Origin of the sequence: Rhodococcus sp. DN22 (assembly GCF_036669995.1) — a bacterium.
GTDB classification, from domain to species: domain Bacteria; phylum Actinomycetota; class Actinomycetes; order Mycobacteriales; family Mycobacteriaceae; genus Rhodococcus_F; species Rhodococcus_F erythropolis.
Map to the genome: position 1 here is coordinate 788,991 of NZ_CP133326.1, position 13,775 is coordinate 802,765.

General features: G+C 61.9%; 14 protein-coding genes. 3 read left to right on the forward strand and 11 right to left on the reverse strand.

Translation table 11 applies throughout. The features are described 5' to 3' along the window. Window positions 1-42 precede the first annotated feature (42 nt). Genes RA302_RS03600 through RA302_RS03640 form a run of 9 tightly spaced genes read right to left on the reverse strand, consistent with a single transcriptional unit; the run spans window position 43 to window position 8,824 of the window. On the reverse strand, window positions 43-582 hold the full coding sequence (locus RA302_RS03600; RefSeq protein WP_141487809.1) for a hypothetical protein: 540 nt from the start codon (window positions 580-582) through the stop codon (window positions 43-45). Then, entirely contained in the window at window positions 579-1,817 is a 1,239-nt protein-coding gene (locus RA302_RS03605) for an MlaD family protein (RefSeq protein ID WP_166501807.1), read from the reverse strand. Before RA302_RS03605 ends, RA302_RS03600 begins: the two co-directional genes overlap by 4 nt. Beyond that, window positions 1,814-2,887 (reverse strand): MCE family protein, encoded by a 1,074-nt coding sequence (locus RA302_RS03610; RefSeq protein WP_019746824.1) that lies wholly within the window; start codon window positions 2,885-2,887, stop codon window positions 1,814-1,816. The genes RA302_RS03605 and RA302_RS03610 overlap by 4 nt, the downstream gene beginning before the upstream one ends. Then, a complete protein-coding gene (locus RA302_RS03615) occupies window positions 2,887-3,966 on the reverse strand; it encodes an MCE family protein (RefSeq protein ID WP_166501808.1) in 1,080 nt (359 codons plus the stop codon). The genes RA302_RS03610 and RA302_RS03615 overlap by 1 nt, the downstream gene beginning before the upstream one ends. Continuing rightward, the gene (locus RA302_RS03620) at window positions 3,963-4,955 is read right to left on the reverse strand and encodes an MCE family protein (RefSeq protein ID WP_030534784.1); all 993 of its coding nucleotides are present in this window, start codon (window positions 4,953-4,955) and stop codon (window positions 3,963-3,965) included. Before RA302_RS03620 ends, RA302_RS03615 begins: the two co-directional genes overlap by 4 nt. Further along, the gene (locus RA302_RS03625; RefSeq protein WP_020906102.1) at window positions 4,952-5,962 is read right to left on the reverse strand and encodes an MlaD family protein; all 1,011 of its coding nucleotides are present in this window, start codon (window positions 5,960-5,962) and stop codon (window positions 4,952-4,954) included. Before RA302_RS03625 ends, RA302_RS03620 begins: the two co-directional genes overlap by 4 nt. Continuing rightward, window positions 5,959-7,143, reverse strand: a complete 1,185-nt coding sequence (locus RA302_RS03630) for an MCE family protein (protein ID WP_166501809.1) — start codon at window positions 7,141-7,143, stop codon at window positions 5,959-5,961. Before RA302_RS03630 ends, RA302_RS03625 begins: the two co-directional genes overlap by 4 nt. After that, a complete protein-coding gene (locus tag RA302_RS03635) occupies window positions 7,140-7,985 on the reverse strand; it encodes an ABC transporter permease (protein ID WP_020906104.1) in 846 nt (281 codons plus the stop codon). Before RA302_RS03635 ends, RA302_RS03630 begins: the two co-directional genes overlap by 4 nt. Beyond that, on the reverse strand, window positions 7,985-8,824 hold the full coding sequence (locus RA302_RS03640) for an ABC transporter permease (protein WP_020968384.1): 840 nt from the start codon (window positions 8,822-8,824) through the stop codon (window positions 7,985-7,987). Before RA302_RS03640 ends, RA302_RS03635 begins: the two co-directional genes overlap by 1 nt. A 228-nt stretch (window positions 8,825-9,052) precedes the next feature. Here RA302_RS03640 and RA302_RS03645 point away from each other — a divergent pair, with 228 nt between their 5' ends. Both RA302_RS03645 and RA302_RS03650 read left to right on the forward strand, forming a co-directional pair. After that, on the forward strand, window positions 9,053-9,691 hold the full coding sequence (locus tag RA302_RS03645; RefSeq protein WP_019746832.1) for a carbonic anhydrase: 639 nt from the start codon (window positions 9,053-9,055) through the stop codon (window positions 9,689-9,691). Between the two features lie 97 nt (window positions 9,692-9,788). Beyond that, a complete protein-coding gene (locus tag RA302_RS03650; protein ID WP_019746833.1) occupies window positions 9,789-10,532 on the forward strand; it encodes a DUF4232 domain-containing protein in 744 nt (247 codons plus the stop codon). A gap of 25 nt (window positions 10,533-10,557) precedes the next feature. Here the strand turns inward: RA302_RS03650 and disA are convergent, their stop codons facing one another. Beyond that, window positions 10,558-11,643 carry a DNA integrity scanning diadenylate cyclase DisA gene (disA, locus tag RA302_RS03655; protein WP_024487741.1) on the reverse strand — a complete coding sequence of 362 codons (1,086 nt, stop codon included), beginning with the start codon at window positions 11,641-11,643 and terminating at the stop codon, window positions 10,558-10,560. Between the two features lie 96 nt (window positions 11,644-11,739). Here disA and RA302_RS03660 point away from each other — a divergent pair, with 96 nt between their 5' ends. After that, a complete protein-coding gene (locus RA302_RS03660) occupies window positions 11,740-12,300 on the forward strand; it encodes a PaaI family thioesterase (protein ID WP_019746834.1) in 561 nt (186 codons plus the stop codon). Between the two features lie 23 nt (window positions 12,301-12,323). Here the strand turns inward: RA302_RS03660 and radA are convergent, their stop codons facing one another. Further along, a complete protein-coding gene (gene radA / locus RA302_RS03665) occupies window positions 12,324-13,757 on the reverse strand; it encodes a DNA repair protein RadA (protein WP_003945739.1) in 1,434 nt (477 codons plus the stop codon). Between the last annotated feature and the right edge of the window lie 18 nt (window positions 13,758-13,775).

Here is a 13,775-nt window from a genome sequence, read left to right on the forward strand (position 1 = left end):
GGCAGTCACCGACACGGCTGCCTGTGACGCCAGACCTTTGAGTCACAACAACTGCACGTTGCTCAGTTTCCACTCGCCGTCCTCGCGGACCAGAGAAAGTTGCATGCGGTTACGGTCGATCCTCGGATCGGGGGAGTTGGTATTGGTGATCGTCTGATCGAGGAACACGAGCACCTCGGCGTTGTCGCGATCACTGCTCGCCAGTCCGGCTGAAATGATCTGAGCGGACGAGGTCGCCTGATACTGCACGATCATGTTCTGCAGGTTGGCTGCCACCTGGGCGTACTGACCGGCGAACTCACCGACAGAGTTGTCACGCACCACGGAAAGATTCTGATCGAGGTTCTGGAAGTTGTACGTCGCAAGATCAGTGGCGAATTGCCGTCCGCTGTCCAGTGCGCTGGTACGCGCGTCTTCGTCGGCCGATTTCTGCCAGGTCGCGAATGCGCCCCATCCGAGCGCCGCGACCACGACCAGGACGCCGGCAACGATCAGCAAGGTCTGCTTGCGAAGCCTCTTGGGCTTTTCGGCGATTGTGGGTGTCGGACTCTCGGGGGTCTGGGGTTGGGGTGTCTCGGTCATTGCGTTCCTTGTACTAGTAGTGCGGCAAACGAGTTGTCACCGAGAACGGTGTTCTGACCACCGTTGAGGCCCAGACGAATCGACGTTCCGTCACCGGCCGCAACTGTGCCGAGAGCAGGATCGTATTCGGCAACCCCGTCGATCGTTCCAGCTCCGGTGGGGACGTTCTGCGAACCGCGATTCTGGATCCGGCCCGACTGGTCCGCGCAGTGTTGGTTCTTGTCGAGCGTGGTCGGTGAGGTGTCCTGTACCGATCGCCGGGGCGTGTCGTAGATACAGACCGGTCCGAGTGCTGTGATCAGATCAAGCTGTGCCCGTCCGTCTTTGACGATACTTCCGAACTTCTCGAATCCTTTGGGCACCACCACCAACAAGGCATCGACGGCAGGCATCCGTGCGGTGACGATCTGAGTGGAGACGAGAGAATTGGCCAACAGCAGACTGAACGGCTCACGACTCTGTTCGATGAGAGGCAGTATCTGATTGTCGAGAACACTCGGGCTTCGATCGAGGAGTGTGCGCAGTTGCGGATCGGAGTTTCGTACCTGATCTGTCAATTGGCGAAGTGTGAGTGCAACTTCGGGAAGAGCGTCAACATTTTCCTCGTTCGCAGTGAACAGTGAGCGCGAGTTCTCGACGAGTGTGTTGACACGCGGTTGATCGGCTTGGACAGTGCGCGCGAGCACGTCGAAGTTGTCGACGAGCGCCTGCAGATCCGGACCCAATCCGTTCAATCCCTCACCGAGTTCGTGCGAGAGGGCTCGCAGGTCTGCCGGATCGACGGTATCGGCAGCAGCGTTGAAATTCGCAATCACGGTTCCCAACGCGACCGGGATCGAAGTGCGCTCAGTCGGAACAACCGAACCTTCAACCAGATACGGGCCGCCGTCGGTCTGCGAAGACAACTGAACTTTCAACACCGGAACCGCGGTGTCCTGGCTGATGGCCACATACGAATCGTTGGGGATCTGTTTGTCGGCGGCGATGCTCAACGTCATCACCACGAGGTCCCGGGCAGAGTCCACCTCCACCGACTCGACGTCGCCGACGGTGACTCCGCGATAGGCCACTTCCGAACCCGGAGCGATTCCGGCCGCGTTCTCCAATTCGACGGTGACCGAGAACGTTCCGGTGAAGGGATCTCCGGCACCTACTTGTCGGAGCACATACGTCGTGCTGACCACCGCGATGAGGAGAAAGGCGACGATCTCGAAATAGACGGTTCGGTTCTTCATCGCGTTCCTCCTTGCAGGGGTGTCGTGATCGGCAGTTCCCGATCGGAGGCGGGCAGAGGTGGCAGTGGCGGTGCGGCGCCCGGAATTATCTCGTTGAGCACCCCGGTCACGGTGCCCTCGACATCGACGTCGAGGTCGATGTTCACGTAATCACCTGGGCTGGCGCGCTCGAGGAGCACTCTCGCGTTGTCCAGGTTGGACATGGTCTCACTCAGAGTCGGGCCCATTGCCGAGAACTGGTCGAGGATGGGTGACAGTCGTCCGGTGATCTCGGAGATCTGGTCGGCCGACTGGTCGAGCACGGAATTGGTTGCGGTACTGAGCCGATCGGTTTCGTCGAGTAGATCGAGGAGCGGTTGTCGTTGGTCGGCGATCACGCCCAATGCGGGTGTGAGTGTTCGCAAGCCTTCGTCGATGGTGGCGCTCTCGTCACCGATCAGAGCGCTGAGCCGGTTCAGGGAATTCAGTGCCGAATTGATCGATTCCTTTCGGTCGTCAAGTGTTCCGAGAAAAGTGTCAAGGCGCGCAAGCAGATCGCGGATCGTCTCCTCCCTGCCGTCGAGAATCTGATCAGCCTCACTGACGATGTTCTTGACCTGCGCCAACCCACTGCCGTTCAACAGAGTTCCGACGGCGCCGAGCAGTTGTGCGACATCGGGTCCGCGCACGGTCTCCGATCGCGCGATGGTGGAACCTGGTTCGAGCCTGGGGCCCGTTGGATCGACCGGAACTTCGAGGTTGACAAATGCGTCGCCGATCGGGGTGGACAGCTCGATCCGAGCGCGAGTGCCGACGGGTAGTTCGATGTCCGATTCAATTTCTGTATGTACCACGGCTGCAAAGGTTTCCGCGCTCATCGACGTGACTCTGCCGACCACTGCCTGGCCGATCCGCACCTCGCCGCCGACGGGCAGCAATGACGCATCGACGAACTCCATGTTCAGCGGGTACGACTCTCCTGGCAGACCGCGCCCGAGGGGGAGGTGCTGGAAGTTGAGACTGCAGCCGGTCAACGGCGCCGCGATGACAAGTGCCACGACAACGCTCACCACGGACTTGTTCGACGCCATCAGTTGCCCCCACCGAGGATGCGTGCCAGGTCGGAGCTGCCTGCCGAAGGAAATTCGATGGGATTGACGATTCCAGGCCCGGTGCACAGCGGAATCGGCATCTTCTCGCACAGTTCTCGCGTCGTGTCGAACTGTGAGAGATCGGTGGCGACGTTCAATCGCGCTCTGGCTCGGCCTTCTTCGGTGACGAGGTTGGCGACGTTCTCGAATCCCGTTGGTGCCGTTTCGATGATCTCGCGCAGTTGGTCCTGTTTGGTCGCGACTGCACCGGCCAACTGTGCGAGCGCACCCAGATCGGCGGTGACCGCCTCGCCGTGTTCGGCGAGTAACGCTGAGACCTGTCCGAGCAACGTGGTCAGGGAATCGAGCGCCCCGCTGATGTCATCTCGCTGGGTACTGAACGCGCGGGCGGTGACTGTCACCGAATTCGACAGCGAGTCGACCTTGGTCTGGTTGTCCGCGATCAACTGCACGAGGGTGTTCAGGTTCTTCACGAGTTCGGAGATGTCGGGACTTGCACCCGCCAGTACCGAACTAGCCTGTGAGATGGACCGAACGGCATCGTTGAATGCTTGCCCGTTGCCGTCCAACGCGTGGGCGCCTTCTCCGATGAGGTCACCGATCCCACCGCCGTCCGCGCCAGGGCCGAGCGCCACCGTCAGTTCGTTCACCGATGCGGTGAGCTGGTCCCATGTCAGAGGGGAGTGAGTTCGTTCGAGAGGGATCACTGCGCCGTCCGCGAGGAACTCACCGTCCTCGTAGCCGGGGCCGAGTTCGATCGTGCGGTCGCTGATGACCGAAGGAGACAGGAGCCAGGCCTGAGCGTCGGCCGGTATGCGTGTTCCGGATGGCAGGCTCATCGCCACTCGTACCCGGGACCCTTCCGGCGTGACGCTCTCGACCCTCCCGCTGGGAACTCCCAGAATAGTCACCGTGTTGCCGGTGAAGATGGCGTCGGTCGAGGTGAATTCGGCAGTGAGAGTGAGTTGGTGTTCGTCACGCGTGACGAACAGGACCGCACCGATCGCGCAGATCATTATCGCTGCCAGCACGGCGAGCTTCTTGACGGTCGTGGTCATCGACACCCCTGAACGAGCCCGACGACGCACAACCAGTTGTCCGGGATGAGGGTGGAGGGCGAGTTGAGGTCGAGCCAGTTGCCGTTACCGGTCGCATTGGTGACGTACCGAACGCTGGGGGCGAAGTTGTCGAGCAACGTGGTCAGTGATTGTTCGTTCTCGGAAAGAACTCCCGTCACCTCGTGGATGTCTCCCATGACCGAGTCGACCAATGCCTGGTTGTCACCCAGGAACTGGGCAAGTGTGGTGCTCAACTGATTGAGGTCTTGTACAAGCGCATTCAGCACATCTCGCCGGTCGGCGATCGTGGCCATCACCAGGTCCGCATTTCCCAGAAGGGTTTCCAGAGTGTCCTTTTGCTCGATCAGTGTTGCGGTCGTCTGCTGCGCTCCGGTGAGAAGGGAACGGAGCGCAACGTCGTTGTCGTTGACTACTCCGGAGAGTGCGTCGATTCCCTCGAGCGAGCGGCGAATGAGTTCGGGATCGTCCGGTGAGTTGTCGGACACCACGGTCAGCATGTTTCGCAGTTGTTGCAGATCAAGGTTTTCCGAAGTGGATTGTGCTCCTCGTCCGAGATCGTCGAGGGTGAACGGAACACTCGTGTTCTCGATGGGAATGGTCGAACCTGCGGGTAACGAGCGCGATCCGTTCGGAGTGATGTCGAGCGAGCGTCGGCCGAGCAGAGTCGAGATCTTGATGTCCGCGCGCGAGTTTTCGCCGAGAGTGACGCCGTCGTCGAGTCGGAAGGTGACTTCAACAGAGTTGCCGCTGACCGCCAACGAGGTGACCACCCCGCTCGGGACTCCCGCGACGTTGACCGGATCGTCCTGCGTCAATCCGGTGGCGTTGGCAAACACGGCGTTGTACTCGTTGGTCTTGACCTTCAAGATCAGTTGAGGGACAACGAGTGCGGCCAGAACGACACAGACTCCGACGAGAATGCAGATCATTCCGTTGCGGACCGGGTTCTTGACGGTGAGCCAGTTCATCGGCACACCGCCGAACGCTCGGGGCCGCCGAGAGTCACCGATTGGTCCAGCGCGCTGAGCCGGAAGTTACAGATGTAGATGTTTGCCCAACTGCCGTAGCTCATTGCGATTCCCAATTGGGTGAACAGTTGATCGAAAGCGGTGATACCGGTCGCCAGAGACTCACGATTGTCGACGACGACGCTGGCCGACTGATCGATCGAAGTCAGCGCGCCAGCCAAGTCCGGTTCCACGCGCGTCACCAAGTCCTGAAGGGAAGAAGTCAGGGCACCTGCGGAATCAACTGCGGCCGAAATCTGTTGGCGGTCCTGTGCCAAACCGCCGACCAGTGTGTCGAGCGTGTTGATCATCTCGACGAAGTTGGGTCGATTCGTCGTCGTGACGGTGAGTACCCGGTCGAGGTTGGTCAGTAGTTGGTCCAAGATCGCGTCTCGGGACGTCAAGTTCTCGGTGACCGCAACTGTGCGCTCCAGCAGGCTTTCGATGGTGGAACCTTGTCCTTGGAATACCTGGACGACCTGTGCGGCAAGCTCGTTGACTTCTGCGGGGTCAAGTGCGTCGAACAGGGGACGGAAGCCGCCGAGGATGTCGGTGAGGTCGATCGCCGGCTGAGTCTGTTCCACGGGAATTGTGGCTCCGGGGGAGAGGTAGTTGCCGGCTACGAGTTCGCCCTGTCCGGGTTCGATCGAGATCGTCCGTGCCCCCAGCAGATCTGCATACCTCACCACCGCCCGACCGTCTGTCGGAATACGTTGTGTGGATTCGAGTTCGAAGCCGACGACGGCTTGGTTGTTCACCAACTCGACGCTGTCGACGCGCCCTACTCGCACCCCGGCGATCTGAACATCGCTGCCGGTGACCAGGCCGGAGGCATTGACGAAGACGGCCCGGTACTGCGAACTAGACCCGGAGACTGGGTTGATCAGAGTGCTCACCACGACCACGGTGGCGAGAATCGACAGCGCGGCAAACAGTCCGAACCTGATCAGAGATTTCTTCACGCTCATCCGCCCACCACCGTCGTGCCGCGAAATACCGGCCCCGCCACGAGAGTGTCCAAAGCTGTACCGCCCTGGGTGATAGCTGAGATCAGGGATTGTTCGGCAGGGCTGCCGACCGGGCCGACGGTTCCGCCGAACGCGGTCGCGGCGGCAGGACAGTTGGGGCCGCGGGTCCCGTCGTATTGTGGGCAGTCGGTCTTTCCGTACGGATACAGATCTGTGACAGACAGGCGCAGGTCAGTGCTGAGCCACGGGCCGTGCGCCAATGCGGGCGGGAGTTTGATCGTGAGATTACGCAGGCCGTTGTAGAAGGTGGTGATGTGGTCCGGCCGCGAAGTGATTGCACCGGTGAGGGAATCGGCGTCGTCGACCAAGGTGATCGGGCGGTCGCGATTGTCGCCGATCAGACTCGTGGCAGCAGATCCAGTGCTGGTGCCTGCTCGCAGAAGCCCCGCCAATCCGTCGGATTTCTCGACGACGGTCTTGGATGTGGTGATGGAGTTCTCGAATGCGGCGAGCATGTCGGGCGCACTCGTCGAGAGACTGTCGGCGAGCGTGGCTATGTCGTCGAGGTCGTCACCGAGTCCGTCGATGACGGGCTGCGCACCGACCAACGCTTGGTGGACTGAATCGAGAGACTCACCGATCTGGTTTCCCTTGCCGCTCATCGCATCCGAGACTGCCGTGAGCGCCGCGTTGATGTCGGCGGGGTCGAGGGAAGAAACGAGCGAGTAGATCCGTGAGATCGATTGGTAGAGCTGGACCGCGACTTCGGACTGATCTGATACCAACTCGGTACCCGGCGCGAGAGCAGGACCGCGCGAGAGACCGTCAGGTTGAATCAGGTCCACGAAGAAGTCGCCGAAGATGTTGCGGGGCATCAGCCGCACCTGACTTGTCGACGGTATGTCTTCGAATGCACCCTCGTCGATTGCGAGTGAGATGGTGGAAGCGGTGGTGCCAGGCTCGATATCGGCGACCGAACCGACGACGACGCCGCGGTACTGAACCGAGGATCCGACTCGCAGCGCACCGGCGCTGGCAGGGACGACAGCACTGACCTGCGGTGTGGAACTGAACGTGTCCGTGCCCCTGCTGAACAAGAAGACGTAGGCGACGATCAGCAGGACTATCGCAAGTAAACCACGCAGTGCCAGTGCAATTCGACTGGTGCCCGTGACGATCATCCGGTCAACCCGGGCACCTGAGGTTTGAGTCCCCAGAGCGCGATGGTCATGGCGACGTCGGTGAAGGCCAGGAAGACGATGCTGGTGCGCAGCGCTCGCCCGGCTGCTCGTCCGACGCCTTCAGGTCCGCCCGTCGCGGTATAACCGTAGTAGCAGTGCACGAGGGTCACGACGACCGCGAATACCATGACTTTGATCAACGACAACCAGATGTCGTTGGGAGAGAGGAAAAGACTGAAGTAGTAGCCGTATGTTCCCTCCGACTGGCCTTTGACCCGGATCACCGCAAGCGCCGTTGCCATGTACGAAGCAAACAGGCCGACCAGGTACAGCGGGACCACCGCGATGAGCGCCGCGATCATTCGGGTGGTGACCAGGTATCGCAGCGAGGGAATCGCCATGACTTCGAGTGCGTCGATTTCCTCGGAGATCCGCATGGCTCCGAGCTGCGCGGTGAATCCAGTTCCGACCTTGGCAGCCAAGGTGATTGCGGCAACGAGTGGTGCGACCTCACGAGTATTCGCGATGGCGGACATCACGCCGGACAGCGGTGCGAGGCCGACGAGGTTGAGTCCGCGGTAGCCCTCGAGTCCGATCTGGGAACCTGCGAAGAACGAGATCGCGAAGATCACGACGACGCTGCCGCCGCCGGCGAGCAGGGTGCCCGAACCGAATGCCACCTGGGCGACGAGACGGGCGACTTCACGCCAATATCGCTTGAGGGTTGCCGGAATCGAGGTGATGACGCGCGCGTGGAACGTGAACTGATCGCCGAGTCGACTCAGACCGTCGACGGTGCGCGAACTGGCCCGCTTGGCACGAATTGCGATGGGCAGGTGCATCAGTAGGCACCCTTCACCGAGACGAACAGCGGGTAGAACTGGGTAATTGCGAGGTTGGCGACGAACACGAGGACAAACGAGAGCACGACGGTCTCGTTGACTGCGTCGCCGACGCCTTGAGCTCCGCGCTTGACGGTCAGGCCCTTGTAGCAGGCCACGATTCCCGAGATGAGAGCAAAGGCAACGGCTTTGATACCGGAGACGACGAAGTCGCTCGGTTGACTGAATTGAACGAGATTGCGCAGGAAGCTCTGTGCGTTGCCGTCGAGTATCAGGACGTGAACGAAGAGGCTTGCGCCCAAACCGATCACGAGAACTATCGAATTCAGCAGGAGGCAGACGACGGCAATTGCGATCATCCGCGGCACGACCAGGCGTTCCAACACCGGCAGGCCCAGTACTTCGAGCGCATCGATCTCTTCGCGGATCGTGCGCGCTCCCAAATCTGCGCAGATTGCGGAACCGCCGACGCCGGCGATGATCAAGGCGCAGACCAGCGGTCCGGCCTGTCCGATGATGAGGAACGCGACGACTGCACCGCTGTATGAACCCGCGCCGATTTGGTCTGCGAGCGAACCGATCTGGAGAGCTACGCCCACGCCGAGGGGAATCATCACCAGTGCCGAAGCGACCGAGGTGACGTGGGCGAGAAACCACATCTGGTCGAGCGCCTCACGCCAGGCGAGGCGCTTGTGTCGCAGAGTTGTGAAAGCGGCGACGCATACGCGAACGGTGAAGGTGAACAGCAGTCCGATCTCGGACAGCAGGTTCGAGAACATGTTCGTCTTGGCGGGGGAGGCAGGCGTTGCGTCCCCGGTTGTTCCAACTTCAGTGCTCACGCCATCCCCCTTTCCGGCCGAATCGTTCTGGTCGGGTTTCTTCGATCACACTCGGAAGGTCGAAGTGCTCCAGGTCACGTTCGGAGACGGTATCAGGAAACTGACTCTGAAGTAAGTTCCAATTCGGGCACGCCATCACAAGGCGTGAATGTGGACGCGGAGCTTCCGTTTGCGTCTACGCAACCTTCCCGGCGAGAGTCCGAAATGCGACGGGTGCACAATGAGTGAATGCCACGATCAAGCCCCATTTCCGCTTGGAAGTCCCTTCGCGAAGGCAACGAGCGATTTGTCAACGACGCGTCCATTCACCCCAGCCAGGGAATCGCCGATCGCGCGAAGCTCGTCGATGGGCAGCACCCCACCGCGGTGCTGTTCGGTTGCGGTGATTCGCGCGTAGCCGCCGAGATCATCTTCGATCAGGGCCTCGGCGACATGTTCGTCGTGCGTACGGCAGGTCACGTGCTCGACGATTCGGTGCTCGGTTCGATCGAGTACGCGGTTCACGTGCTCAACGTGCCGCTCATCGTCGTCCTCGGTCACGACGGTTGCGGTGCCGTGAAGGCAACGCTCGACGCCCTGGACAAGGGTGCGGTTCCCGACGGCTTCATTCGCAGCGTGGTCGAGCGCGTTGCTCCGTCCATCCTGATGGGTCGCAACGAAGGCTTGTCCACCGTCGACGAACTCGAAGGTCGACACGTCGTGGAGACCGGCTCGTTGATCATGCAGAGGTCGCGGATCATCGCAGACAAGGTGGACAACGGTGCGTGCGCGATCGTCGGCGTCACGTACACATTGTCCGACGGTCACATGCGAGTTCAGGGCGCGGTCGGCGACATCGGCGAGAGCGTCGAGACCGTCGAGGGTTAGATCTTCCGGGGCAGTGATACCCGGTAGCAGACAATGGGTACCGACACGCCGCCTCAGCTGACGGTTAGTGGACCCTGCGCCAACTACCGTTGAGTCCGTGTTGGAACCGAATGGACCACTGCCCCCCGAGATCTACTGGCGTCGCCGGGCGCTGGCCATTGGTGCCGCCGTCATTGCGCTGGCGTTGATCATCTGGGCGGCGTCCGCCCTCTTCGGCGGTGGAAGCGATACTCCCGAGGCCAATTCGGCCGCTGCGAGTTCCTCGCTGACGACGGACGTCTCCTTCACCCCCAACCCTTCCGGCTCCAACGCGCCGGACGGTAACGGTGGTTCGGGTGGCGGCGCTGCGGGTGGATCAGGTGGCTCGGGCACGCAGGCTTCGGGATCGTCGACGTCGGCATCGTCCTCGTCGACCACCGGCGCTCCGGTCCCGGCTGGTCAGTGCGCGGACTCGTCGCTGGCAGTCAAGGCGACCGCAGACAAGGCGACCTTCGCTCCCGGTGAAGAGCCGTCCTTCACGATCGTCATCACCAACATCGGTTCGGCACCCTGTGATCGAGATCTGGCGGGCGGCCTTCAGCAGGTGCTCGTCTACAGCATCGACGGCAAGACCCGTTTGTGGTCCAACGTCGACTGCTACCCGCAGCCCGCCGCTGACGTGCGCAATCTCGCTCCCGGTGAGCAAGCTGCGTTCAAGGTCGCCTGGTCGGCCACGACGTCGACCCCCGAGTGCGCGACCGCGCAGAACCCCGAGCGCAATCCGGTGGGCGCAGGCGCGTACACGGTTGTCGGTCAGCTCGGTGCACTGCGAAGCTCCCCGGAGCCGTTCAACATCGCGTGAGAGCGGGCAAGCCCGAACAGGCCCGCTAGTTGAACGATCCGGTGATCGACGTCTCCGCGAGCCGGGAAAGTCCCTCACGGATGTGACGGGCCCACAGGCCGCCGATGCCCTCGACCGACTGCAGATCGGCAGCCGTAGCGGCCAGCAGCGACTGGAGAGTGCCGAAGGATCCGACCAACCGGTGGATCTGATGGAACTGCAATCGAGGCACACGCATCAGTACGCGATATCCACGAGGAGTCATCGGAGTGTCGAGGGCTTCGATCGTGCCCGGATAACCGAGAACACGCGCAAGAGTCGTGAGATCGAGTAGGTCGGCGTCGGTGACACGATCGAGTGCGACGAGGACGTTGTCCATCGCCGCGGTGCCGATGGGTTCGGGGCCGGCAAGATAATCCCGAACGATCAGTTGACGTGCAATGTCGTTGTCGCCGACCAGTTCTTCGAGCTGCAGTGCCAGCTGGCGACCGTCGGTGCCGAGCTCGAGGACATCCTGCTCGATTTCGATCGACACACGGCGAACCATTTCGAGTCGCTGTACGACGGTCAACGCGTCGCGCAGAGTCACGAAATCCTCGATCTCGACCACCGACAGTTGCCGTGTCACTTCGTCGAGTCGCGCTTTGTATCGTTCGAGCGTCGCGACGGCCTGGTTGGCGCGCGAAAGTATGGTGGCCGAGCCGTCGATGACGTGCCGGATACCACCGACGTACACACTGACGATCGACATCGACTGACTGACCGAGACCACGGGATAGCCGGTTTGAATTGCCGTGCGCTCGGCGGCACGGTGCCTGGTGCCGGATTCGACGGTGGGAATCTTGTGATCGGGAACCAGTTGGACATTGGCGCGCACGATGCGTGTGCCGTCCGTCGAGAGGACTACCGCGCCGTCCATCTTCGAGAGCTCACGCAATCGGGTCGGTGCGAACTCCACGTCGAGGTTGAATCCGCCGTCACACAGCGCTTCCATCTCCTCGTCGTATCCGAGGACGATCAGCGCGCCGGTACGTCCGCGCAGAATTCGTTCGAGCCCGTCTCGCAAAGCGGTACCCGGCGCCAACCTGGCGATGGTCTCTCGCAATGCCGACGACGACTGTGTGTCCGCCATCGCACTGATCATTGAGAAACTCCCTGCTGAGGTCGATGTCACTTCGGTCGGGTCCGATGCCTGCGCCGGACTGATCCCCGTTTAGATTACCTATCCATGAGTAGTACCTGGACCCTGCCTGATGACCTGACTGTCCCGGAGCCGGTCGAATTCTTTCCGGCCGCCGGCGAGAAGTTGCCTCAGCACTGGTCGAAATGCTTCGGCTGCGGCGACGACCAGCCTGCGGGAATGGCGATGAGTTTCAGGGCTGGTGACGGGTTGGAAGTGACGGGCCGTCTGGAGGTCGCCAAGAAGTATCAGGGCGGTCCTGGGGTCATTCACGGCGGCATTTTGTCGACGGCTTTCGACGAGGCGCAAGGCATGGCATGCATGGCTCTCGGCTCGCCGGTGGTGACCGGGCACCTCGAGATCGACTTCGCCCGGCCCATCCCGTTGGGATCGGTGCTCGAATTTCGGGCTCGCATCGACGGCGTTGTGCGCCGCAAGGTCTACACCAGCGCGGAAGCGGTGATCGTCGAAGGTCCGACAGCGGATCCGGACACGGTGGTGGGAACGTCCCGCGGACTGTTCCTGACCATCACGTCGGAACACTTCGCCAAGACCAAGGAGTTCGTGGACGGCGAACCGACTTCCCCGTTCGGCACCTCGTCGGTCTGACGCGGTAGTCGGCCGCAGGCCGGTCACTTCACCGGAGTGAGCTTTGGGCGAGACGGGGCTTGTTTGCCGCCCATCAATCCGGCATAGGCGAGTGCCTCGGCCAGGTTCGCTACTTCGTTGACGCGCATGCCGGGAATGTTCGGGCCGGAATCGACCGGCACGATGGCGCTGGTGAATCCCAATCTGGCAGCTTCGATCAGCCGTCGGTTCACACCGGCAACTCGTCGAACCTCTCCGGCGAGTCCGACCTCGCCGAGGATGACGAGCCCCTTGGGGACAGGTTTGGCTTTCACAGCGGAAGCGACCGCTATCGCGAGAGCCAGATCGGCACCCGGCTCGGTCATCCGCATACCGCCGACGGTCGCGGCGTAGACGTCGGCCTTCGAGATCGACACCCCGACGCGGCGCTCCAACACGGCCAGAACCATGGCCACACGGGCGGTGTCGAGCCCACTGACGGCTCGACGAGGTGTCGGTAGAGGCGTGGCGGCGACGAGGGCCTGAACTTCACCGAGTAGCGGTCGCTTACCGTCCATCATCACGGTGACGGCAGTGCCTTCCACGGCTTCTTCGCGGTGATGCAGGAACAGGCCGGACGGATCGCTGATCTCGTTGATGCCCTGCTCGCTCAGCTCGAAGCATCCCACCTCGTCGGCCGCACCGAATCTGTTCTTGACGCCGCGGACCATGCGCAGCGTGGAGTGCTTGTCACCCTCGAAGTGCAGAACCACGTCCACGAGATGCTCGAGCGAGCGCGGTCCGGCGACGGCGCCGTCCTTGGTGACGTGGCCGATCAGAAGCACCGGGATTCCACTGGCCTTGGCCAGGGAGGTCAGGGCACTGGTGACGGCCTTGACCTGAGTCACGCCGCCGACGACTCCGTCGACGTCGGCAGCAAGCATGGTCTGCACCGAGTCGACGATGACCAGGGTCGGCTTGACCTGCTCGATGTGGCCGAGGATGGTCGCGAGATCGGATTCGGCCGCCAGATACATCCGTTCGTGGACAGAGTTGGTGCGATCTGCCCGAAGTCGAACCTGACCGGCGGACTCCTCGCCCGTGACGTACAACGCTCGATCATCCGCGCTGCGCATCGCCCAGCGGTAGACGACCTCGAGAAGTAGCGTCGATTTTCCGACTCCGGGCTCGCCCGCGAGCAGCACCACCGAACCAGGTACGACGCCACCGCCGAGGACGCGGTCCAACTCGCCGATCCCGGTGGGCTTCGCCTGCGTCGAGGTGCTGTCGATCTGTGTCAGCGGCGTGGCCGGCGTCGTAGGGAGTACGGCGCTCGATCCTGCTTTGGCGAGTGAGGCGCCGGCGCGACTGGCGACGGGTGCCACTACCGCGACCTCGGTCATCGAGCCCCACGAATCGCAGTCCGGACATCTACCGACCCACTTGGGCACTACCGACTGGCATTCGGAGCATCGGTAGTTCGATTTCACTTTGGCCACCGGGACAGACTAGAGGCG